Here is a 24,178-nt window from a genome sequence, read left to right as displayed (position 1 = left end):
CGCTTGCTCATCAGTGGTTATTGATTAGTGGGTACCTCTCACATCCAGCGTCTCATAACTGTTCGCATCCTTGTGCTTCTCCGAGCTGCGTATTCTCTCTTGCAGCTTCTCATAAAATAAATCCTCGTTAATCGGAAGATCGACCCATCCATCCGTCCAAGTAGAGAGCAGCATCGCATTGGACAGCTCCAGTCCCCTAATCCCCTCTTCGCCTGGAGCAAGCAATGGCGTGCCATGAAGAATCGCATTTACCCAATCCTGAGTAATGCCCATGTGATTGCCGCCATCGCTGACCGGAATTTCGAATTTCCAGCATTCCGGCTGGCCGAAGCCGCCTTTAAAGCTCGCATTAAATTCGGTTTCAGATACGCGCAGCCGCCAAAACGTCATTTTGTCATTTTCAATGACGATTTTGCCGCGTTCACCCGAAATTTCAAAACGGTTCGTTCCCGGCGACTCAAAGGTCGAGGTGACAAACACACCCGTTGCTCCGTTTTCATATTCCACGTAAGCCGTCACATCGTTTTCCACTTCAATATCACGGTGTTTTCCAAAGGAGCAAAAAGCGCGCACGCGCTTCGGCATCATTCCTGTCGTCCACTGCCACAGGTCAAGCTGATGCGGGTCCTGGTTCAGCAGTACGCCGCCGCCTTCGCCAGCCCACGTTGCACGCCAGCCGCCCGAATCGTAATAGCTCTGTGAGCGGTACCAGTTCGTAATAATCCAGTTCGTACGGCGAACTTCCCCGAGCTCCCCGGATGTAATTAAATCGCGAAGCTTCGCGTACAGCGGATTCGTGCGTTGATTATACATAATGCCGAACACTTTATTGCTTTGAGCCGCCGCTTCATTCATCTCGCGAACCTGCTTCGTATAAACGCCAGCTGGCTTCTCAATCAATACATGCAGCCCGGCCTTCAGCGCTGCGGCAGCCTGCTGCGGATGATCATAATGCGGGGTGCAGATGAGCACTCCGTCCACCTCGCCTGAGTAGAATAGTTCCTCAGCCGTCGAATACAGCTTTAGTTCTGTCCCCCATTCCTGCGCTGCCAGCTCCAAACGTTCGGAACGCACATCCGACACCGCAGCAAGCACGGCGCCCTCTACTCTTCCTTCAATCAAATAACGGGCATGTCCCGTTCCCATATTCCCAAGGCCTAATATGCCGATTCTGACTTTATCCAATGATTAACATCCTCTCTAAACCTGTTATAAGAAGGATCACTATAGCTATATTGTAGCATAGATCATTATGTAAGCGTTTGATTCAAAAGGCCGAATATCCGCTTATCATTTGACTGTCATTGTACTCAAGCATCCGCACCTAATCGCTTTCTTATTGCATAAGAAAAGCGGCGGTTATGTCCCTCAGGGACACACCACCGCTTTTCCGCCTTTACCTCGAGCTGCCTCTGGTACGGCTTTGTCGCTTATTTAATATTTTTCTCAGTTACATAAGCTTGCCATTGTTTCATGTACTCGGCTTGAATTTTCTCAAGTCCAGCTTGCTTCGCTTTGTCCATGAACGTTTTCAAGCCTTCTTCGATATTGTCCACGAGACCAGCTTGCAGCGGGAACAGGTACTGCTTCTCCACTTGCTCAAGCGCTGCTCTCTCGGCTTGGTAAGAGCTGTAGTCTTCGGCAAAGCCGTTGAATTTGTCTGGAACTTGGATTTTGTCCAGCTCGTCGAAGATCGCTTTTACGCCGTCATAGTTTTTGTCAAACAGCATGAACTCTGGATTTCTCCATGCCCAGCCATTCATGCCTTCACGAGCAAAGCCGTTGGAGCTTGCATCGCCGATCATTTGGTAGTAGCCATCTTTAACTTCATAGTTTTTGCCTTCAACACCGTACTCTGTCAACTGATTGTAACGTTTGTCCGTTACCATTTTCTCATAGAATGCCAGTGCGCGCTCTGCGTTTTTGCTGCTTGTTGGAATCGCAAAGCCGTTGTGAATCGCATGTACTGGTGTTGCAATGCCTGTTGTAAGCGGGAATGGGTAGTATTTCAGCTCCCAATCCGGGTGAGCCGCTTGTACTTTAATAACCGAATCATTGAAACGAGTTGGGTTGTCTCCGAAAATCGTTGCTGCTTTGCCGCTTGTCAGCTGCTCCTGAATAACGTCGTTGATGTTCAGTACGTTTTTCGGGATGTAGCCGTTTTGCTGCCAGCGCTTGATCAGCTCCAAATCCGCTTTTTGCTCATCCGAGCCCCAGTATGTGTAGATGTTGCCTGGCTCGAAGTAGTTCACGCCAAGACCGTAAGGCAGCGCGCCGATTGCTTTGTGCTCGATATCGCGAATTTGGTTCACAAGGCTGCCGCGAACGTCTGCACCAAGTGCGATTGGACGCATGCTCGGCTCATTGGCTTTAATGCCCGCCAAATACTCTTCATACGTTTTCAAATCCTTTGGCTCAGGCAGGTTGTATTTTTTACGAAGATCTTCACGCCATACGAAGCCATTCGTTACATACTCTTTGTACGTTGCTGGAACGGTAAAGATTTGGTTGTCGATTTTAACCGCTTCCCACATATCTTTCGGCACGAACTCATTCAGCTTCGGCGCAGCTACAGGTAGCAGCTTGTCGAGCGGCTGGAATGCGCCTTTTTTCGCATAGGACTGGTATTGCGTCCATTCTGCTGTAAAGATCAGGTCGACCTGTTGGCCGGAGCCAAGCAGCAATTTATATTTTTGCTCCCAATCGGTCCATGACGTGTAGTTGAATTTGACGGTTGCATTCAAATCCTGAAGCGCCATTTCATTGATTTTGTCTTGAATGGTAGCGAGATCCTTCGGCGCATCGCCTAGCATATAAAATTGCAATTCTACTTTTTTGGAAGTATCGATACCCGTTTTCTCGCCTGCTTGCGCATTGTCCGGCGATGCGGTAGCTGCTCCGCTATCTGCTGGACTGCTGGATGCTGCCGTATTTCCGCCACCATTGCCGCTGCAAGCTGCGATCATGCTCATAAGCAGCATTACGGTGAGAAGCATGACTAAACCTTTGCTCTTTTTCTTCATCATGTGAATCCTCCCTTTTATGAGTTGAACCTATATATGTTAGCTGGACCCTAGTAGCAAGCTTGCCGCTATGCACTCTGGTACAGTTCTAACCTTTGACAGCCCCAATCGTCAAGCCTTTTACAAAATAACGCTGAACGAAAGGGTAAAGGAACAAAATCGGGCCGGTTACAATAATCGCCATCGCCATCTTGGTCGACTCCATCGGCATATCCCCGCCAAGTGAAACGCCTGTACCTGCTCCCATCTGGGACAGGAAGCTCATCGCATTGATAATGTTGTAGAGATAATATTGAAGCTGGTACATCGTCGTGTCATTGATGAACAGCGAGGATGTAAACCAGTCATTCCAGTAAGCCAGCGCCAGAAACAATCCGACGGTTGCGATGCCCGGCATCGACAATTGCAGCACGATGCGAGCGTAGATTGTAAAATCATTCGCGCCATCGATTTTAGCCGATTCCGTTACCTCATCGGGAACGGCGGAGCGGATGAAGTTTTTCATCAATATAATGAGGAACGGCGTCATAAGTCCTGGAAGAATGAGCACCGCATACGTATCGGTGAGCTGCAAATATTTCGTCAGCATAATGTACCACGGCACAAGTCCGCCCCCGAACAGCGTCGTGAAATAAATAAAGAAGGAGAAAAAATTCCGATATTTAAAATCTCTGCGCTGCAGGACGTAACCGGCCATCGTAATGAAAAACAGACCGAGAAATGTGCCGACAACTGTCGTTATGATCGTTACGGTATAGGCATTGATGACCTGCTGCGGGAATCGCAGCACCGTTGTGTAGCCTTCGAGTGAAAACACCTGCGGGATCAAATGATACCCGTCGCGGAGAATCGATTCGTTCTGGGTGAACGATGCTGACACAATGAGCAGAAACGGAAACAGGCAAGCGACGGACGTGAGCAAAATAACTACGAAAGCAATAATGCGGAACAGCAGCATATAGCTGTCGTCTTTGATTTTCATAAAGTAACCTCCATGTTCTCTTTGTGTCGGTGATTAGAATAAGTGCGCTTGGTGAGGTAGGTTCGTCGCTGCGCAAAAGGTTTGGCCTCCGATCGCCATTGCCCGTGGAAATTCTTAACTATACCGCCAGCGGTAAATTTCCACGGACAAAAGCGAACGCGTTCGCTTCTCCAGCTCAAACCTTTTACTCCGCTCAGGCCCCCTTCACCAACACCCTCCTTCTAAAACACGAACCACAAAGTTCGAATTCATACAGCAGAAAACAATTGATTTGACGCTTATAAATGTCTACATCTCTGTGGTTAAGACTCCTTCGCTCCCATGCTTAAGCACAAGTCTGTGCACTAAAGCAAGCGCAATGCCTTGCTCTAGCTCCAGCTCACGAAGGTATAATGCAAACGCGAATGCAGCAAAGGATTTGTTACTGGTCTTGCTTTTGGCTTTTGACTCTTGGCTCTTGGCTCTTAAAGGTACGGCGCAAGTGCGAATGCGCTAATGATTTGGTTCTTGGTTTTGGTTCTTGGTTTTGGTTCTTGGTTTTGGTTCTTGGTTTTGAACTTAAAGGTACAGCGCAAGCGCAAAAGCGGCTAAGCTTCCTTTTTCCTCCCTTTTAGGAGGGAGATGAAAAAGGCGTAGTGAAATGGAAAGGTTGAGCTGGAGAAGCGTTAGCGTTCGCTTTTACCCTTGAATTTCCCCCTATGGGGGTATTTCATAGAAATTCAAGGGTAATGGCGATCGGAAGCCAAGCTTTTCATGCAACACAGCCTCTTTTTCATCGCGCTCCTAAAACAGCGCGTATTCGTCGTTGATTTTTCGAATAATATAGTTGACCGTCATAATCAGGATAAAGCCGAACAACGATTGGTAAAGACCCGCAGCAGTCGACATCCCAATATCAAACGTTACTTTCAGCGAGCGGTACACATACGTATCCAGAATGTCCGTCGCATCATACAGCACGCCGTTGTTGCCGATTAATTGATAGAACAAGTCGAACTGTCCTTTCATTATGCTGCCGAGAGCGAACAGCAGCAGGACGACGAATGTCGTTTTCAGCATCGGAACCGTAATGTACCAAATCCGTTGGAAAATGTTGGCGCCGTCAATTTTGGCCGCTTCGTAATATTCATCGCTGATGCCTGTAATAGCAGCCAGATAGATAACCATGCTGTAACCGAGGTTTTTCCATAGATAGAACAAAATAATGAGCGGTACCCATACCCAAGGCGTGTTGTACACATCAACCGGCTCAATGCTGAGCTGCTTGAGCAGCGTGTTCAAGAATCCGCTTTCATAGTTGAACAAATTGTACACAATAACGCTCAGGATAACGAACGATACGAAATAAGGCAAAAACATAACGGATTGCGTCAGCTTCTTGAACCATTTCGATTTAAGCTCGCTTAGCAGAATAGCCAGCGCGATGGCGAGCACATTGCCAAGCCCGATGAAGGCTATATTATAGCCAATCGTATTTAAGGTCAGTTTAGTCAAAATGCCGGATTGCCATAAAAACTTGAAGTTTTCCAGCCCAACGAATTCACTATTGAATAAGCTCGTATTATAATCGAACCTCGTGAAAGCGTAATAGATGCCGACCATCGGTAAATAGGAATTGATGATGAAAAATAAAATCGTCGGCAGCAGCATGAGAAATAAAATGCGGTTGGTGATCAGCTCGTGAAAAAAACCTCTTCTCGTATTCATGCAGGCTATGTCTCCCCTTTCAGCTTTCAGCTTTGCTTTTTCTTTTTTCATTTGTACGATGCCAGCTGCAATGCCCTCAGGCTCACTTGCTCAATTCTAGGCGACTGCTGCTGCTTACGTCGTTCGTTGTGCCCTCAGTGTATAGCAGGCTCGAAACGCTCAGCTAGAGCAACATCAGGCAATTAGTGAAAAATGCTGCGAAAACACAGGTGAACGAATTGCACCACTATGCATTTTTCAGCTTTTCACAGGCTGTCCACTAACGCTGCAAGATGTTAAAAACATAGAGAAAAAGCCGCTTTTCCCAGTGTGAACAGGAAAAACGGCTCTTCTATACCAGCCCCGCCTATGTCGATATCTGCAAGATCATGACGCCATATGGTTCAATTGATACTGTGCCAGACAAGTGTTCACTGGTCAGCAAATCGGTGTATGCTACTTCTCCCAACTCAAGCTTGGACTCAAAAGGATTATGATTCAGCACGAAAGTGTAAGCTTCCTCCCCTTTATGACGCTGCACAAGCTCGACTCCGGCATCCGCCAGAAGCGGTGCCCCGATGCCATGCTTCTCGCAAAGCGTCTGCACGAGCCCGCTGAGCAGCTTCTGCTCAGGAACCGTCGCCACATAATAGGCTTCGCCTTCCCCGTAGCGATTGACGGTTAGCGCTGGCATCCCCGCATAAAAATCGGCCCCATAGCTGCCAATGGCCTCTGCGCCCTCCAAATGAAGCAAATCGCATAGCAGCTCACACTCATAAGAGCCCCCAGCTATATGCCCAAACTGCTCTCCTACTTCGATTGTGTTGCGCATATCCGGCGTCAAGCTGTCGATTTCTTCGACCCATACGCCAAGCAGCTTTCTTAATGCGCCTGGATAGCCGCCCAGCGTGACCAGATCATTTTCATTGACGATACCGCTGAAAAAGGTCGTTATAAACGTGCCGCCAGCCTGCACGAACGCTTCGATGCGCTCGGCTACGCCTGGCTTCAGCATATACATGACGGGAGCGATGACGATTTTGTACTTGGAGAAGTCGCTGAGCGGGCTGATGACGTCCATTTGAATGTTTTGGTCGTAAAAAGCTTTATAATAGCGCTGCGCCTGCTCCAAATAGTTCAAGTCCGCGCTTGGCCCGCTCGTGATTTCAACCGCATTCCAGTTGTCGATATCAAACAGCAGCGCCGCTTCCGCCTGTACCGTAGCATCCAGCAGCTTGTCGCCCAGCTCCTCCAGCTCGCGCCCCAGCTGCGCGCATTCGCGGAATACGCGCGTATGCTCATGCCCGACATGCTCGATGAGCGCGCCATGATATTTCTCGCAAGCGCCGATCGAGCGGCGCAGCTGGAAGAACATCACCGTGTCGGCGCCATGCGCGACCGCCTGGTAGCTCCACAGCCGCATGACGCCCGGGCGCTTGAGGCTGTTGTAGGGCTGCCAGTTTTGCTGGCTTGGCGTCTGCTCCATCAGCATGAACGGCTTGCCCTGCTTGAGGCCCCGCATATAATCATGGCGCATCGCCACATTGCCCATCGGCTCATTCATTTGCGGATAGCTGTCCCAGGATACGACATCCATCGCATCGCCCCATTTTTGCAAATCAAGGCCGTTGAACAGCCCCCAAATATTTGTCGTAATCGGCAAATCCGGGGTAATACGCTTCAGCTCCTCATACTCCCCCTTGTAGCAGGCTAGAAGGGAATCGGACATAAACCTTTTATAATCGAGTGCCATCGGCTGAAAATGGCGGTTGTCTCCGTTGAGGTTAGATGGCGGTACAATATCTTCCCAGTCATACACCGTATGGCCCCAGAAGCTCATGTTCCACTCTGCATTCAAGCGCTCGGTGGTGCCGAACTTCGCCTGCAGCCAGACACGGAAAGCCTCCGCACAATGATTGCAATAGCAATGTGTGCCATACTCATTGTTAATATGCCAAATGAGCAGCGCGGGATGCTCTTTGTAGCGCTCAGCTAGCTTCGCCGCAAGAGCACGGGAGAAACGGCGGTATGTCTTGCTATTCGGACAAAAATTAGTACGGGAGCCATGCGTCCGCTTCCGTCCATCTACATCAACCGGCAAAATATCGTCATACTTGCGTGACATCCATGCAGGCTGTGCAGCCGTCGAGGTGGCGAGGCAGGCGTAAATCCCATTTTCAGCAATGAGATCCAGCAGCTTATCCAGCCATTCAAACTGATAAACGTCCTCGGAAGGCTGCAGCTTCGCCCAGCTAAATACCGGAAGTGTGACGACATTAATGCCCGCCTCCTTAAATAAACGCATATCCTCCTGCCAGATCGCCTCTGGCCATTGATCAGGGTTATAGTCACCGCCATACCAAATTTTTGGAAGCTTGGAATGAATCATTTTGTCACTTTCCCTTCGACTTATCCATATTGCACTGCGAATTCGAGGAAAAGTCTAAAGGAAAGCATTAGCTTTGTCATCTGAACGTATTGGTTTTGCCAAAAAGTTCACTCCAGTTCGGTTTGTTCACAGCGTTCAGAGCAAGGTCGTTCAATTTTATGCATAGAATACATTGTACGGTTGGCAAAGTGAAGTTTATAATATGAACAGAGATGCATGGGGGATCAGGTGAACAAACTGACATATGCGCATAATCAGGCAACCGATATCTAAACCAATTAGAGACTTATAAAAAGTAAGCGCTTACTAAGAAAAGAGGGGGACAGCTATGAAAGCCAACGCATGGAAAAATAACGGAAAGCTCTACAGCAGGTTTCTGCTCAGCATTACATTATGTATCGTATTGACGCTGCTTATTTCGTCCTTCTTCTATTATCTTGCTTATACAAGGCTGGATCTAAAGCAAGCCTATTTATCCGACGTCAGCAGCCTGACCCGAACGAGCCATGAAGTGAACAACATGACGGAGAGCGCCCAGTCGCTCACCTTCCAGCTGTATCGGACGTTTACGATTTCCAAGCTGCTTTTTTATACGAAGCCTAATATTTATGATGTGACGGCAGCTATGAATGACTTGACCAACTACTTGAGCTCCATGCCGTTTATTGAGTCGATATATGTATACAATTCAGCCAACAATCAATTTTACATTGCTAATCGTTCGGGGCAAAGCGGGATTTTTACCAAGGAGGAAATTTCCGATAAAGGCATTTTACAGACGTTAGAAGATTTCCAGACGTATAAGCCGTTTACGCCGATTCCACGCTCCTATGTGCCAGAGGATGCAGACAGTCCAGTATTGCCTGGACAGCCGTCACCCGTGCATCATGTATATACTTATTTAGGCTATGATGCGGTCGGTAAAAATCAAACGATAAATTCGGCAGTCATCGTCAATATTTCATCGTCGTGGATTAATAAAGATATTGGAACCGCTTCCAGCGAGTCACTCGGCAAATCGTTTATTATCGATGATCGCCAGCGCATGCTTTCGCGCGATACACTTGCCCTCAAATCGCTGAATAAGCAAGATAATGATATGCTTTTATCGCAAATTTTCGGACAGCAGCAGCCGGGTTATATTGTGGCGCGATTTGACGGCCAGAAATCGCTCATTTCCTATACGTCCTCGGATGCGCTCGAATGGCAATATGTTCGTGTCACGCCTTATGGCGAAATTACAGGAAAAGTAAGTGCCATTCGCAATACGACGCTTGCTATTGCTGCCGCGATTTTGGCCATCGGCCTGCTTATTTCCTGGCTGCTGTCACGTATGCTCTATCGCCCGATCCATCATATTATGGATAAAATGAATATGCTCGAAACAGAGCGGCGCAACAGCTCCTATACGATTAGACAAAATATTTTACGCAACTTGCTGGAAGGCGCGCAGCAATTGCAGACGAAAACCCAGCTCGACAAGCTTGAGCAAAGCGGCATTACGTTTGATTTCACAAACCATTACCGCGTCGTATTAATTAAAATTGATGACCTAGAAGCGCTCAGGGAAACGCGGGGCAATGATCTGCTCGCTTATAAATTCGCCATTATGAACATTAGCTGGGAAATTGGGTTGAAGCATTACCGCGTCGAAACGGTTGATATGAATGAAGACAGCGTTGTGCTCATGCTTGGGCGCCTCGAATCGACGGAACAGCCGGATGATGAGCTGCTGCGGACGATGCTGCTGCAAATTCAGCATTCGAGCCTGGAATATTTGCGGATAGGCATTTCTATGACGTACAGCCCGGAGGCGAACCAGCCTCAGCAGCTTGCCTCCCTCTATAAACAGGTGAAGGAAGCTTCGCTGCACCGCTTATTTTATGGGCAGGGCTGCTTGATCTATTCGCAACAGATTATGGAGCTGAAAGCGAAGGAATATAAATTCCCCGTCGATAAAGAGAAAAAACTGACCGATGCGCTGATGGCTTCCAAAAATATCGATGCAAAACAGATTTTCGCCTCTATTGTAGAGGAGACGGCTGACTATCCGATTCACGTCGTGCAGCTTGCTATCTCGCATTTAACGATGACGGTCAATACGATTTTGTACACGATTCATAAAAATAACAGTCTCGAGGTCGAAACCGGGCTGAATACGAACATCCCTTCACTCGATAAATTCGAGACGGTGGAGGAAATGAACGCCTTATTTTTCACCTTATTTGATGATATTCAGGCTAGGCTTATGGAGAAACGCACGGTCAAGCAAAGCGATCTCATTCGTAAAATCAATGAGCTGATTGAGCGCGACTTCGCGAACTCCAATCTATGCTTGAATTGGATTGCTGAGGAGCTGGATATGTCCTCCATCTATATTAGCCGGGTTTACAAGCAGCAGACGCTGACCGCTGTCGTCGACGTCATTAATCAGGTGCGGCTGGAGCATGCCAAAGATTATTTGGAAAATACGGATTGGTCCGTCGTCGATATTGCCGACAAAAGCGGCTATACGAGCAGCTCTTATTTCCATCGCATGTTCAAGAAAAGCTTTGGCGTCACCCCCGCCGACTATCGCAAAACGAGACTCGCCCAGCATGGCTGATCGACATAGGTGAAAACTATAAGCTTTATCTCTATTATATATTAGACCAATAAGTGAATTTGTCCTATGATGGGTTGTATAGCGTCGAAGGGAGCGATCAACTTGTCCATCTATGACTTTCAAGTTAAAACGATAAACGGAGAATGGCTAGATTGGGCAGCCTATCAGGGGAAGGTTGTTCTCATTGTTAATACGGCGAGTAAATGCGGTTATTCCAGCCAATTTGACGCGCTCCAGCAGCTTTACGAAACCCATCACCAACAGGGATTGGAGATACTCGCTTTCCCCTGCAATCAATTTAATGACAAAGAACCGGGCAGCGATGCTGAAGTAAAAGCCTATTGCGAACAAAACTTTGGCGTTACGTTCCCCCTGCTCAGCAAGGTGGACGTTCGAGGCGAAACAGCTCATCCTTTATTTCACTATTTAGTGAGCGAAGCTCCGTTTCACGGTTTCGATATGCGAACCCCGAACGGCAAGTGGCTGGACCAGTTTTTACGTGAAAAATACCCCGAGCTCCATGCTGGAGATGGAATCAAGTGGAATTTTTCTAAGTTTCTCATTGATCGCAGAGGTCAAGTAGCAGGCCGTTTTGAGCCGACTGTACTACCGCCGGAGCTTGATTCAGCGATAAGAGCATTGCTTTAAAAAAATGAAAAGCAAGGCGCTTAGCTCGTCCATCCGAGCTAAATGCCTTGCTTTTTCACAATCCTGCGACCTTCGAGCCGATTCGTCTATGTACCATTGTTTCATCACTTTGGAATAAACTGATTAATCCAGCCGCCGAAGCTTTTCGGATTTCTCGTTTGAATCAGGACGACGCCTTCGCCACGGAACCGGCACACAATGCCTTCGCCACTTGTAATGCTGGACAACCAGCCGTTAGCAGCCTTCTCGATCCGGTAATCCATATAATCAGGCCATGCAACCAGATGTCCGTTATCAATGATAACTTCCTCGCCTGCAGCAAGCTGCACGGCATGAATCGTGCCGTAGGAGGAAAGAAACACCGTTCCTTTGCCGCTAATTTCAACAATAAAGAAGCCCTCGCCCGACAAGAAACCTTTCGCCAGGTTTTGCATCTTCGTGTTAACCTCAATGCCTGGCGTTCCAGCCAAGAAACCATCCTTCTGCACATACAGCTTGTACGACCCATCAAGCTCAATCGATTCAATATCGCCAATCGCTGCAGAAGCAAGCAATGCTTCGCCTGGGCCCCGTGTGGCAGACAGCTCTTGAAAGAAAAACTTCTCGCCGCTCAGCATCCGTCCAAGGCCGCGCATAATGCCGCCATCGAGCGTACCTTTCAGCTCCAGGTTTGGCGACATCGATACCATCGCACCCGACTCTGCTTTAATCGTCTCGCCGCGCTCCAACTGCACCTTCAATAAGGGAAAAGCGCCGCGATATAAAATTTCATGTCTCATTTCAATTTATTCCTCCGATCATTCGTACTGCCTCAAGCTTGCCGATGTTGGGACGCTTTCTAAAAAAGCGGCCCACTCATCATCATGCTGCTAAGAAATTTCAAGGAAGCACCACGCAAATTTAGTATGCTCCATTTTTTCTTCAATAGCTGACGCACGCGAAATAACCGTGACTTAATAGTGCCGACAGGAACCTGTGTTTCTTGGCTAATTTCATCCAGCGACATATCGTAAAAATATCGCTTCACAACCAGCTCGCGATCCTTGTCAGACAGTCCCTTCATCACTTCGGATAGCTCCTCGGACAGCTCCTGCTCCAAATACACATGCTCCGGCCCTTTATCCAAGCTCGGCAGCGTTTCCTTAAGCGGCCATTGCGACATAAAATAATCCGGCTCTGCATCCAAAGAGACGCTTCGGCGCGTCTTGCGTTTTCTGAGCGTATCAATACATAAGTTAATCGTAATTTGAAAAATCCAGGTCGTGAAGTTTTTCGAAGGGTCGAACTTATCGATATTCGTCAAGAGGCGAATAAACGTCTCTTGCAGAACATCCTCGCTTTCCTGACGGCTGCCAAGCATCCTATAAGCAGTTGAAAACAGCCTATCATAATAGACCTTTGTAATTTCCGCGAAAACCAACGGGTCCTTCTCTTTGATCCGAACCGCTAACTGGGAAGCATCCATAATTTCTCTCCAAACTTAAATAGGATAATAGACTTTAACATTGGCATTACCGAATTTTGGCGATATCCTCGCCCGCCCTCTTATACGCCTTCACAAGCTCCTGAATTTGATTAAATTCACTGTCTCCCGGCCCAAGGCCATCCATAAACATTTTCTGCAGCACCGATTTGAAAAGGGTTGTCCGCTCCTCAATGAAGCTGCGCTCCAGCTCCAAAATTTCATCCAGTGTGTGGCTGTTAATGAAATCATCCAGCTCGCTCCGCTCGGCGCGGCCGCCGCCCCCATCACCGCCGTAACGCTCACCCCGCAGCCTTTCCGGCTCCGGCACTTCCTCCTCTTCCTCGTAAGGATTCAGATTAACCGAGGAACGAATCGACGATAAAATAATATTTTCTTTCGCGAGCATAATTTGGAACGACTTGTTTTGAAATAAATCGCTCATAACGCTGCGACACAAATCTCGATTTTTAAGTAAGATGCCATCGAAGGGATGTATGGTCCAATTATCATTCGAATAAAATAAATTAAATATAAATTTCTCGCTGCCAAAAACGTATTCTACGTTTATTGTATGTTCATCCAGCATCTCAAATGAAAAATCCAACATTATCGTTCCCTCCATACGAGCAGCAGGCCCGAATTCTTCCGATAAGTCAATTTTACCAAATGATCCGCCATTACGCTAATATTATATAAAATTCGACTCTATTCTCGTTTTCCATAGAACGATAACAATGGCCGCATCTTCCTGTACTACAGAAAATACGGCCCTGCCCACGATTATAATTGGTTATGCTGCTCTAAAATGGCCTCTACCCGTTCGCTGGTGGCAACGATAATCAACGTTACAATCAATAAGCCGAGCGTGCCTACTGCAATCAAAGACAACCATCCTCTCATTCCATCGCTTTTGTTAAGCCTATGAATGAGTGGCGCCATCTATGTGTATCGTTGTTAAAATAGAACGAGCCTCTTGCTATATTTAGCTGAGCAGCCTGTCTATGTCGTTTCCGCCAGCAGCTCCGCTGCTAATGGCCGCTTGCGATTGTCCGCCTGTTTCCAAGCCGAGACGCTTCGACATGCTTTGGTTAATTTGCGCCAGCTTCTCCGTGTGGGTTTTGCAGGTCGCGATAATGTCGCGATTGGATTTCTCCGATGTGTCGAGCGCTGTAATCAGGTCGGCAATCGCCGTGTTGACAGCCTCCAGCGACATCGCTGGTTTTTTGAGCAGCTCCGCCGACTTTTCCGTTGACGTTTTGAGCAGCTCTGCGTTGCGCTTGAACTGGTCTTCAATCGTGCTGTTTACACTCTCGACTGCATTTGCGATTTTTAACTGATCCTCGATAGCGAGCGTGATCATCGCCGACACCGTAATCAGATTAGACGCTTTATAGATGCTGTTGTTGACCGCATCAATCAGCTTGTCGCTGTTGTCATTGACGATGTCCGTCGCAGCAACCGCCTGATTGAACAGCAGTATATCCTCGGTCATCGACTGGATGCGGGTGACGACTTTACGCAAGCCACGCTCCAGATACGTTTTGCGCTGCTCATTTTCCGGCTTGGCGATTTCCGCTTCGAACAGCTCCTTGAGCTTGTTGCCCATGGCGATCTTCTCTTGCAGCGAATAAATTTCCTCAAGCGAGCTGCGCTTGAGCGTACGCATATTCACAATGCTCTCCTCAAGGCCATCCTTGCCGTCCCGCAGCCCCTGCACAATCGCATCAATATTCGTCCGCACGGACTGATATTTATAAACGTAGTTTTTCACGGGCGACTTGCGGATCAGCTTGCCGATAAAGCCGACGTTTTTACTTTGCTGCAAAGATTCGCATTCATTACGCAGAGACAAAATCAGATTCGATACTTGGCTGGACCCGCCTGACATGAGGGTGGCGACCGGACGTTCCAGCTGCTTAAGTGTCGCGCCCGCACGCTCCTGCGTCTTGGCGCCCAGCTTGCCCATCTCGTCCATTAAGCCATCGAGTGAGAGCGTATCGGCCTGCGCTACCTTCTGAATAATGACGGCCGCTTCCTGGACGGCCTTCTGCTCGTCTTCTTTTTTCAATTGAATCGTTTGTATGGACACTCAAGTTCCCTCCCCACGGATTTTCAATCTAATAGGCCATTAAAACTCCGAGTAGTTGTAGCGTTTGTGAATAACCTCCGCCTTGGTTTGCAGCTCCATCAAATCCTTGTGTTCAATCGTTGCAACAATTTCCGAAATTTTTGTATTAATATCCCTCAGACCATTTAGCAAAATACGGCGGTTTTTCGTTTTGGCGTCGCCGCTCAGCCTTAAGAAAGGATTGATGACGCTGTTCAGCTCCTTGAGCACCAGCCGTCTGACCGTATGATTAATTTCATCATTATTCAGTTCAGTCAAGAGCGGCAATACCCGGTGCAAACGGAGAAAAAGCGAACAGGACTTTTCCACAATTTCATTGTCCAGCGTATTTTTCTGCCCTTCGGATATAACCATATCCTCCAGCACTTCCAAATACTCCAGCACGGGATCAAATATCGGGCTAATCGCCGGTGCTGGTGCAGATGCAAATGCCCCGCCTCCGCCAGAGGAAGAAGGCTGCAATGCTTCTGGCAGCTGCCCAGGCTCAGAAGAAGCACGGGCTGGCGACGGAATTGCATCGATAATATTGGTTTTGCGCAGCAGCCGCTTCTCATCGAGCACGACACCTACGAGTGTAGCTGCGACAGGGATAAGCACCGTTATAAATTCTGGCAGCAGCCAGCTTGTTGCAGCGGCAATAACAAGTCCCATTGCCGCTCCGATAATCGAGCGTTTTTGAATCACTCTCTCACCCTCCAACCTGCTGTGCCACTCGCTTCTATTCGAATGCTGTCAAACGCATCGGCTGCTCAACGTGGCTCGCCAGTACGCCATACTCAGGCGTCAGCTTGCCCACTTCTCCTCCAAGCGCCAGCTTGACCGCCAGATAAGGAAAGTTGATGCCGCTCAGACAGGAAACATGGAGACCGCCAGACATCCGCGGATTAATCTCCAGAAGCTTGGGCACTCCATTTTTGTATTTCATTTGTATATTATAATTGTAAGGGATTTTGTACGTTTCTGAAACCCTCTGGGCAATTTCCATTAATTCCGGCACATTGTCCAGCAGACGCAGACGGCCGCCCGCTTTACGGCGCGGAACTGCGGCAAGCAGCTCCCCATTTGGCGCAGCTAGGCAATCAATACTGTATTCAAACCCGTCAAGCAGCTCCATCACCATTAAATCACCAAACTGCGGGACGGTCGCTAAGGTACGGTACACCTCTTCAAACGGCAGCGCACGCGACACGGAACCGAATAAATCCGCCAGCTTGTCGCGCTCATTGTCAATGATGCGGAAGCCTTGTCCACCTTCGCCATCCGTTGGCTTAAAGCAAACGCGATGCCCTTTTGATACCAAATCGTCGTAGGCCGCCTTAAACTGCTCTGCCGTTGAAACGACATGATAATCAGGAATGACCATAATGCCGCTCTCGCTCACCGATTCATAAAACTGATCCTTGACCATCAGCTTGCCGAGCAGCTCCTCATCCTGGCAGACGACGACTTTAACGCCTATTTCATCAAAACGCTTGATGCTCTTCACAATATCCAGCATATTCAGTCTTGGGACGAACACATCTATTTTATACCTCAAACAGAAATCAATGCAAAAATCAACATAAGCCTCGCCTTTAAAGGGCGGCTCAACCTCCGCCACATCGCAAGCTTGCAGCGACATATGCTTCGGATCGGAATGCGTGCCGTACAGCTCAAAGGCTGCTCCGTCGCTATTGTTACGAATCGCATTCATATAATGATAAGCGACCGAAAACCAACGGTTGAACCATACTTTTGTTACGTTGCTCATACGTTTGCCTTCCTTTCGACTGCTGCTGCTGTCTTAAATTCAGCCATGACAGTGGACACAAAGTCCAAAATTTGCTGCGAAGCCATAATGCCCGAATGCGTTGTAAACGTGTAAGCCAAATTTCCCGGTTCGCGCTGCTCCTGGCGAAACAGCTCGCCGTGCCTTGGGGCAATCGCATGACTTGCCGCATCTAGCAGGCACTGGTCCAGCAAGGAATCACCGGAGGCAGCAACGACCGTCGCTCCAAGCTGCTGCTTCAAATGCAAGAGCGCCGCGCTTTTGCTCACCTCATTTGGCACGAGATAAATTTTGCGTCCTTGTACCGACACTTTCCAGCCAAGCGCCGTAATTCGTTCCACAGCACGGCTCACCTGCTCGGTTGGCATCCGCTCGCGATCAATGACGTAGGCGAAAAAAAGCTCATCGCAATAACGCTCGCCATGAATCCAATCCGTACTCGCCACCTCATCGAAGATCGCTTTAATTTCTTCCGCCGGAGCCGCACTAGCCGCAATAAGCTTCTGGATATGCGTGCTCCATTCTTCGTTCCTTACGCCATTCACCAAAATATTGCCGCCATTGCTCGTCACCGCATAGGTTGGCGCTATATGGTCGCGGAACAGCTCAATTCGGTTGTACTGCTCCATCGTCCGGGTCGTTACTGGAATAAAATGAACCTCCTGCGCAATAGCTTGCAGCAGCGGCAGCATTTCCGTCAAAAAATACGACAGCACTTGACCATCCTTCGTTTCTGCGGGCATCACAAGCCCCGAGCCCTCCGCACCATCCAGTCCCATCGATCTCGTGGAATAAATGAGCGTCTGATCAAGATCACTGGCGAAAATCATACAGCTTCCTCCTCGGCGGAAGCAGCAATATCCGCCTTTTTATTTTTCGATTTAATAATGCCGCAGCAGGAATACGTCAGTTCAGGAAATACTTCCACTGGAACGCCGCGATCGCTTGCCAGCAGCAAAATATGCTGGAGCCCCGGGTTGTCCAGGCGGTCAACGAGAATTTTCCAAGGCACGCGCCGCAGCAGCACCCGTGTCGTCTCCCCAACGCCCGGCTTCACCAAATTAATATCCTCGATGCCGTAAAGCTTTTGAATCGCTTTAATATCCTTCAGCCCCTGCCAAGTTACCTCAGCCTTCTCGTTCATCAGCTTCACAGCTTCCTGCTTCGCCTGCTGTGAGATTTGGCTGAAATACGCGGATACCGTATCGATGAAATGATTGGATAGATCCTCCTTCATCCATTCCTTATAAAACTTCGCCCCGTGAAAATCATCCGGCCCAATGATATCGCCGCGCAGTACCGTGCGGCTCATCAGCCCGGACACGGTAGAATTAAGGCAAGCACTCGGAATGAGGAAATCCTCGCGGGTGCCGAATATGCTTGAGCTGCAAGCAGGATCTGCCAGTACCGCAAGCTCCGCATCCAGCTGGGTGCCGTACTTCTGCTTGAATGTCTTGCAAGCTTCAATCAACACTTGAGTAATGGCGCCTTTTCCCGTCCAGCCATCCACGAATTGAAGCTTTGCCTCCGGACCATGCTGCTGCAAAATATAAAGCAGCGCATTTTCATCAATGCCCTTGCCGCGAATGATCGAGATGCTGTAGTGCGGCACATCAAGCCCACATCGCTCTGCTATGTAGCGCTTCATCAGAATGCCGATTGGCGTGCCCGCTCTCGCTAAAGAAACGAGCACCGTGTGCTTGCCGCTGCGCGCCACTACCTGTTCGGCTACGATGCCAGCAGCCAATGCTACCCGCTTTGCAGATTCCGTCAATGTCTGGTGAAACAGCTGGATGTATTCCGGCGTCGGCTGGTATTCTACAGGCAGCATTTCCGAATAATGCACGCCGGATTGGATCGCTTCCTCACGATCCTCGGTTCCCCGCTCCAGCTGCACATCACTCAAATCCTTCAATAGAAAAACGACGTCGGACGGCTTATAGCTGCCAAGCGGCTTCGGAGCCCCGATCGGTTTTTGCAACCGTTGTTCAAGCAAGCTTCTGCTCATGCCTTTTCCTCCTTATGACTGCCCTTTGATGGACCGCAAATAATGACATTGATTTGCTGGAATCCGCATGCTTGCAGCGCCGACAGCAATGGAGCAAGACGATCCTCCGGCCAGTCGCGCTCTGCAAAAATAAAGCAATCGTCGTATTGCAAGGCACCGACATTATAAAAAAAGTTCCTCACCTGCTCATCTTCCGGTGATGGAAACGCTTGTCCCGATTTAATCGCATAATCTGGCTTGTCAATGGGATGAACCGGGCTTCTCGTCGTTGAGTGGTAGCATACACCCTGCCCCAGCTCCGCCGCTATTCGCATCGGTATATACATAAACTCGCCTGTGCCTAGGCATAATGTACGCTCACCCACTCTAAAGCTTCTCAGCTTAGCCCCAGCCTCTGCAATGCTTGCATCCAGCGTCCCATTCTCGCTGGAGCGAACGCCGAAGCGTCCCGTTCCTGCCAAATAAGGCGAAGCATTCACAGCTCCTGCTGAATCAACCGAGCTGTAGGATGCGAGCTCGAACAGCTCGTCAAAATACACTTTATTCAAGCGACCGCTCGCAAATGTTACAGCCTGAGTCTGAGCGCTGGCCGCTACCTGCTCGGGCGAGCTGCCTTCCGCCCTAATTACGCCTTTCATCAGCGACAATACTTCAATCGATACGCCAAGCTCCTGTGCGGCTTCCACAAAACGCTGCTCATCCGCTTCAGTTCTCCAATCGAGCAGCGATGCTACTATATATTGTTGACGGGGAAATTGCCTTTGGATATCCCGTATTATGTTCAAGGCTGTTTTACCAGTCGTGAGCTCATCATCGACGAGAACGATCGGCTCGTTACCGTTAAAAAAGGCCGCATCCAAAGCGTAGCAGCGATGTGCAACCGCGTGGGAATGCTCCTCTTCAAAGCTAATGAGCGATTCTATCGCCGGAATCTGCTCCCTAGTCGTATGAAGATAGGTACAGTCCTCACTGAACACGCGATACATGCTATGCCCAAGTGCTGTTGCTGTTTCTGCAAAACCGATAAACAGCGCTTGCTCAGGCAGCTTTAGATTAGCTTCAATCACTTGATGATACACCTGCTCTGAACGTCCCGGTTTAGTCAAACCTTCGATAGCGGCATCCAGCAGTTCATTAGCCAGAGCATGCTGCTGTTCATCCGCAGCGTACCTTTTATAAAGCAGCAGAGACAATGCTGCGCCGCTAAGCAGCGAAGTATAAGGATTAACAGGAAGATGCTTGCCCAGTACTTTGCTGACAAACAGAAAGGCCCGCTTCTTGTTCATGCGCGCTGCCATGGCAAACAGCGTATCCGGGGATAATCCGAATGGATTTGCTGTTACCGTTACCGATACCTTAAGATCATCTACAATGTTATACGTATGCTTGCTCCTGGCTTGCGAGTAAGGCGATAAAATGTTGTTCTTCATGCAGCACCCCGTATATTTTTGATCTTGCCATTACGCGATTAGCCCAATTCATATGGGGTTTCACTTCATTCATCTTATTGGCATAATCGCTCTTGAGTACGCCGACATAGCCGTTATGGCTGGCAATAATGCTTTGTGCATCAATATATTCTTCATACGTCACCGCATAGAGCGATTGCACCGGCCGAATATGCGACGGGTGGATAATCGTTTTGCCAATAATGCCGTTTTCCTTATCCATCATGACTTCGCGCAGCAGGCCATCCGTTTCTAGTGCTGCCGAATGCCGCAGGGGCCAGCGCTCTCCTTTTCCAGACAGTTGCTCTGGCTGTAGAGGAAATAATGAAGGGACAGAAGCCTGCTTGCTGCTCGAAAAGTATTCCCATACGGGTCCCGAGATGACATAAGAGGCTTCCATTCGCCCAAATATATTTATAATATCCGCCATACAATCCCGAACAGGAAGAATATCGTATATGGTCATGGTTTTGCTGCGGCGCAGGCCAAATAAACTGGAGAAGTCTGTCGCTCCAATACGCACATTGAGCACATAACGCTGATAACGATCGAGAAGCTGCTTAATGGCCAGCAATTCCTCCAGGCGTGTCTCACGATAAATGATAGCAGGCGTTTCTAGTATGGGCAGCCCATAAAGCACCGGCGAACCATCACTTTGCTGACGGTTAAATGCAGCGATTTGACTAAAATAGGCTTCACCGTTTGCCGCTGTAAATTTTGGAAAAATAAAGCCGGTAATCAGGCTGATCTTTTCTTCCAGCCGCTCTATAATGCGGGCAAGCTGCTGCGCGCTGCGAATGCGAATGAATAGTAGAGGAAGATGATCGCGCGATAAAGAGCCAATTTTCAAAAAAGAGGATAACCGAAAAATTTGCTGCAGCAGAGAGTCCTCTGCCATTTCCACCAAATGGTCGCCAACCGCATCCTCCAGGTCAATGACCATCGTCGTCAAACCTTCATGCTTGCGGTTTAAAATATCTTCGGAAATCGTTTGGCGGGTAGCCGGACAATACAAAGCAGCTCCGACGGCATAAGCGAGAAGCTCCCGCTCCGTCGTATGATCGAATGGGGTAGGTGCCGAGAAGAAAACCGCTTCTTCTTCCTCCCAGGTAAAATAATCAAAGTATCGCATTCCGGTTTCCTCCTGATTCATTCCAGTAATCGACACTGTTCCAATTACTCGGCCCCGATCGCCAAATGCGCGATCTATTCATAAAAAAAATAATCCCCCCTTTAACCAGGAGGGATTAAGGGATCATTACCCGCATAAACCGCTATTTAAACAAGCTTTAGTTGCTGTTTGAAGTACCCTTCTTTTGTCTCATCAGGCTTAGTACGATCGTACCGCCAAACAATAGGCCAATTAGGGCAAAGAAGTAGATGTGAGGGATTTCGATATGGAAGGCCCCCAAAATCATTTTAACTGCGATTAACGCAATGAGGAAAAATGCCGTTTTTTCCAGCTCAGGAATTTTCTCAATCAGCTTGAGGAATACTTGGGCCACGCCGCGCATCATCAGAACGCCGAGAATACCGCCAAGGAACAATACCCATACTTCCTTGCTGACGCCAAATGCCGCGATAACGCTATCGATACTGAATGCAATATCCATTAATTCTACAGCGATAACCGTTCTCCAGAACGATTGCCCTTTGTTTTCAACACTGTCTTCGCCGCCGCCCTTGAACAATCCTTTATAAGCGATGTACAAGAGATAAGCCGCGCCTAGGAATTTGACGGCTGTGAACGTAACCAAATACGTACCGAAACCAATCGCCAGAAACCTGAAAATATAAGCGCCCAAAATACCGTAAAACAACGCTCTCTTTTGCTGTTCCTTTGGTAAATGCTTAACCATAACAGCGAGCACGAGCGCATTATCGGCGGACAAAAGTCCTTCCAATATAATCAGTGTTCCAATAATTCCCCAGCTGACAGGGTCGGAGAGGGTAGTTACTACTGCATCCCAATCAAAGAAATGTCCGTAGTTCTCCACAATGCTTGTGAAAAAATTCGTTAGCCAGTCCACTTCATTCTAACCTCCATTTTATTTGCTTCCTGCAACCCAGCTGAGACCCCAATCGAAAGCACTATCAAGCTTCCGATGCCCTTCAAAATACCGAACAATCCGCTCAATGCTGAACGTTTCATTGTTCACATTCGTAATCATGGCAATTGCACACATCGCCTGTCCATTGTCGTATTCATCCAGCTTAACGACAATGTCCGGGCCGCCTTGCTGGCTAAGCGTGACGACTCCATCAGCCTCAGACCAGCGCGTCACCCCTTTGTAAATAAAGGTGAAAATGAGCAATCGCTTGATTTCCTTAATTTTCTCTCCGTTAATCCGGATATTTTCACCCGTCGTCACTGAGCCTGTCCGATCATCGCCATCCAGCATCACATATGGCGCTCTGTTCAGGGAACCGAAGCTGTTGCCAAGTGCCTGAATAACGCCTTTGCTGCCATCTTTCAACTCATACATGCAAGCGAGGTCAAGATCAATACCCGTACGTTTGAACAAGCCGCCGCCGGCTTTCTGGTTCCAATTGAGGTTAACCAAAATTTCGCCCAAGCCGCCGCTTTGCTTCGTCAAATTAATGACGTCGCCCTTCTTCTTCAGCTCAATTTTGGAAAAATTGATTTTCGGCGCTTCTGAAGTCGGCTGCTGCGAAGCAGCAGGAGCAGATGGTGCAGGAGCTGGCGTAGAGCCAGACCTTGGCGGAATGACGATGCGCGAGCCTTGCGTCTCCTGTGGTTTAGGAGGCGCTGGCGGAATCAGCGGATTCCGTGGTGCAGAAGACGTCTGCGGTGCAGGCGGTACTGGCGGCGCAGGAGGAGGCGTAGGAGCAGCAGGAGCTTTGGGCTCGTCCTTCACTTCAATGCCGTAGCTTCCGCATAAGTCTTTCAGCCCGCCAGAATAGCCGGCCCCAATCGCATTAAATTTCCACTCCTGATTGTACCTGTAAAGCTCGCCGATAACAATTGCATTTTCCACCGAAAAAGGCTCACGCAGATCATAACGAATGAGTTCCTGGCCCGTACTTTCATTCAGAAAACGTATGTATAGGCCGTTTACCCCGCTGAACTGCTGATTCCGTTTTTCCCCATCGTAAATGGTCAACGTAATGGCGATTTTCTCAACTGCAGCGTCGGTACGGGAAAGATCAATCTTGAACTGCTTGCGGTCATTGCCGCCCGGCGATTCGATATAGGATAAAAAAGCGTTCGATGGATTGCCGTAAAACAGCAAATCATTGTCACTTCGCACCTTGCCGCCTGCAGCTAGCAAAAAAGCGGAAGTATCGATTTCGAAGGAGGAAGGGGCTGACCATCCCAGAGCAGCCGTAATCCGGGTCAAACCCGGATTTGACTTGGTTACATCAGCTTTCTGCCCCTTTACGAGCGCTACCGTCATACCTCTAGGCCGTAATTGCGGCAAAGATCGGCTAGACCGCCAGCGAAGCCACTTCCAATCGCCTGGAACTTCCAATCGTTCTCATGGCGGTAAAATTCGCAAAATACAACTGCTGTTTCCGTCGAAAATTCTTCACCAAGGTCAAAACGAAGCACTTCATTGTTATTCGCCTCATTGACTACTCTTACGAAAGCGCTGCTCACTTGACCGAAGTTTTGTTGGCGAACAGGAGCATCATGTATCGTAACTGTTATGCCGATACGCACGATATGTGCTGGAACTTTGCTGAAGTCGATAATGACTTGCTCATCGTCGCCTTCACCTTCGCCGGTACGGTTGTCGCCAGTATGCAGCACAGCCCCGCCGTATGTTTCTCTATTATTGTAGAAAATAAAATCTTCGGCTCCCTTGGCCTTTCCATCAGCATGGAGCAAAAATGCAGAAGCGTCAAGGTCAAATTCGCTGCCGCCTGCATATTTATTCGTATCCCAGCCCAGACCGACAACTACTTTGGTCAATCCTGGATTTGTTTTTGTGAGATCAATACGTTGGCCTTTAGACAAGTTAATAGACATATGATTTCCCCGCTTTCTAGAAGAGTGATGTTAT

Annotated in this window: 20 protein-coding genes; 2 read left to right on the top strand and 18 right to left on the bottom strand. The window is 48.6% G+C overall.

All coding sequences use genetic code 11. From position 1 onward, the window contains the following. Positions 1-24: 24 nt before the first annotated feature. From AC50Y5_RS07840 to AC50Y5_RS07820, 5 genes are all read right to left on the bottom strand, one after another. Positions 25-1,185 (bottom strand): Gfo/Idh/MocA family protein, encoded by a 1,161-nt coding sequence (locus AC50Y5_RS07840; protein WP_494859598.1) that lies wholly within the window; start codon positions 1,183-1,185, stop codon positions 25-27. 245 nt (positions 1,186-1,430) lie between these two features. After that, positions 1,431-3,026: an extracellular solute-binding protein gene (locus tag AC50Y5_RS07835; RefSeq protein WP_056033992.1), complete on the bottom strand. Its 1,596-nt coding sequence runs from the start codon at positions 3,024-3,026 to the stop codon at positions 1,431-1,433. Between the two features lie 85 nt (positions 3,027-3,111). Then, the gene (locus AC50Y5_RS07830) at positions 3,112-4,005 is read right to left on the bottom strand and encodes a carbohydrate ABC transporter permease (protein ID WP_056033995.1); all 894 of its coding nucleotides are present in this window, start codon (positions 4,003-4,005) and stop codon (positions 3,112-3,114) included. A gap of 783 nt (positions 4,006-4,788) precedes the next feature. Further along, positions 4,789-5,712, bottom strand: a complete 924-nt coding sequence (locus AC50Y5_RS07825; RefSeq protein WP_200931609.1) for an ABC transporter permease — start codon at positions 5,710-5,712, stop codon at positions 4,789-4,791. A 346-nt stretch (positions 5,713-6,058) separates the two neighbouring features. Further along, the gene (locus AC50Y5_RS07820; RefSeq protein ID WP_494859595.1) at positions 6,059-8,080 is read right to left on the bottom strand and encodes a beta-galactosidase; all 2,022 of its coding nucleotides are present in this window, start codon (positions 8,078-8,080) and stop codon (positions 6,059-6,061) included. Between the two features lie 328 nt (positions 8,081-8,408). On the opposite strand from AC50Y5_RS07820, the gene AC50Y5_RS07815 reads away from it, so the two are divergent. After that, complete coding sequence (locus AC50Y5_RS07815; protein WP_056034005.1) at positions 8,409-10,685, top strand: helix-turn-helix domain-containing protein; 2,277 nt, start codon at positions 8,409-8,411, stop codon at positions 10,683-10,685. A 102-nt stretch (positions 10,686-10,787) separates the two neighbouring features. Then, positions 10,788-11,333, top strand: a complete 546-nt coding sequence (locus AC50Y5_RS07810; protein ID WP_494859592.1) for a glutathione peroxidase — start codon at positions 10,788-10,790, stop codon at positions 11,331-11,333. A 104-nt stretch (positions 11,334-11,437) separates the two neighbouring features. Here AC50Y5_RS07810 and AC50Y5_RS07805 read toward each other — a convergent pair whose 3' ends face one another. From AC50Y5_RS07805 to AC50Y5_RS07745, 13 genes are all read right to left on the bottom strand, one after another. Continuing rightward, a complete protein-coding gene (locus AC50Y5_RS07805) occupies positions 11,438-12,112 on the bottom strand; it encodes a TIGR00266 family protein (protein ID WP_056034008.1) in 675 nt (224 codons plus the stop codon). Between the two features lie 59 nt (positions 12,113-12,171). After that, on the bottom strand, positions 12,172-12,798 hold the full coding sequence (locus tag AC50Y5_RS07800) for an RNA polymerase sigma factor (protein WP_056034011.1): 627 nt from the start codon (positions 12,796-12,798) through the stop codon (positions 12,172-12,174). Between the two features lie 46 nt (positions 12,799-12,844). Beyond that, positions 12,845-13,405, bottom strand: coding sequence for a hypothetical protein (locus tag AC50Y5_RS07795; protein WP_056034014.1), 561 nt, complete (start codon positions 13,403-13,405; stop codon positions 12,845-12,847). A gap of 375 nt (positions 13,406-13,780) precedes the next feature. After that, on the bottom strand, positions 13,781-14,887 hold the full coding sequence (locus AC50Y5_RS07790; protein WP_056034017.1) for a toxic anion resistance protein: 1,107 nt from the start codon (positions 14,885-14,887) through the stop codon (positions 13,781-13,783). A gap of 39 nt (positions 14,888-14,926) precedes the next feature. Beyond that, positions 14,927-15,607 carry a hypothetical protein gene (locus AC50Y5_RS07785; RefSeq protein ID WP_442952527.1) on the bottom strand — a complete coding sequence of 227 codons (681 nt, stop codon included), beginning with the start codon at positions 15,605-15,607 and terminating at the stop codon, positions 14,927-14,929. Positions 15,608-15,644: 37 nt separating this feature from the next. Next, a complete protein-coding gene (locus AC50Y5_RS07780; protein ID WP_494859589.1) occupies positions 15,645-16,676 on the bottom strand; it encodes an ATP-grasp domain-containing protein in 1,032 nt (343 codons plus the stop codon). Beyond that, positions 16,673-17,524 carry an HAD family hydrolase gene (locus tag AC50Y5_RS07775; protein ID WP_494859587.1) on the bottom strand — a complete coding sequence of 284 codons (852 nt, stop codon included), beginning with the start codon at positions 17,522-17,524 and terminating at the stop codon, positions 16,673-16,675. Before AC50Y5_RS07775 ends, AC50Y5_RS07780 begins: the two co-directional genes overlap by 4 nt. Further along, complete coding sequence (locus tag AC50Y5_RS07770) at positions 17,521-18,702, bottom strand: cysteine protease StiP family protein (RefSeq protein WP_056034024.1); 1,182 nt, start codon at positions 18,700-18,702, stop codon at positions 17,521-17,523. The genes AC50Y5_RS07775 and AC50Y5_RS07770 overlap by 4 nt, the downstream gene beginning before the upstream one ends. Further along, on the bottom strand, positions 18,699-20,132 hold the full coding sequence (locus AC50Y5_RS07765; RefSeq protein ID WP_494859585.1) for a phosphoribosyltransferase family protein: 1,434 nt from the start codon (positions 20,130-20,132) through the stop codon (positions 18,699-18,701). Before AC50Y5_RS07765 ends, AC50Y5_RS07770 begins: the two co-directional genes overlap by 4 nt. After that, on the bottom strand, positions 20,077-21,282 hold the full coding sequence (locus tag AC50Y5_RS07760) for an HpcH/HpaI aldolase/citrate lyase family protein (RefSeq protein ID WP_494859583.1): 1,206 nt from the start codon (positions 21,280-21,282) through the stop codon (positions 20,077-20,079). Before AC50Y5_RS07760 ends, AC50Y5_RS07765 begins: the two co-directional genes overlap by 56 nt. A gap of 157 nt (positions 21,283-21,439) precedes the next feature. Further along, positions 21,440-22,180: a TerC family protein gene (locus AC50Y5_RS07755; protein ID WP_056034027.1), complete on the bottom strand. Its 741-nt coding sequence runs from the start codon at positions 22,178-22,180 to the stop codon at positions 21,440-21,442. Between the two features lie 18 nt (positions 22,181-22,198). Beyond that, the gene (locus AC50Y5_RS07750; RefSeq protein ID WP_494859740.1) at positions 22,199-23,569 is read right to left on the bottom strand and encodes a TerD family protein; all 1,371 of its coding nucleotides are present in this window, start codon (positions 23,567-23,569) and stop codon (positions 22,199-22,201) included. Further along, the gene (locus AC50Y5_RS07745; RefSeq protein WP_056034033.1) at positions 23,566-24,144 is read right to left on the bottom strand and encodes a TerD family protein; all 579 of its coding nucleotides are present in this window, start codon (positions 24,142-24,144) and stop codon (positions 23,566-23,568) included. Before AC50Y5_RS07745 ends, AC50Y5_RS07750 begins: the two co-directional genes overlap by 4 nt. Between the last annotated feature and the right edge of the window lie 34 nt (positions 24,145-24,178).

This window comes from Paenibacillus sp. JT22N7 (assembly GCF_059383875.1).
Note: the sequence above shows the minus strand (reverse complement) of the source record. Positions and strands in the feature narration are given on the sequence as shown.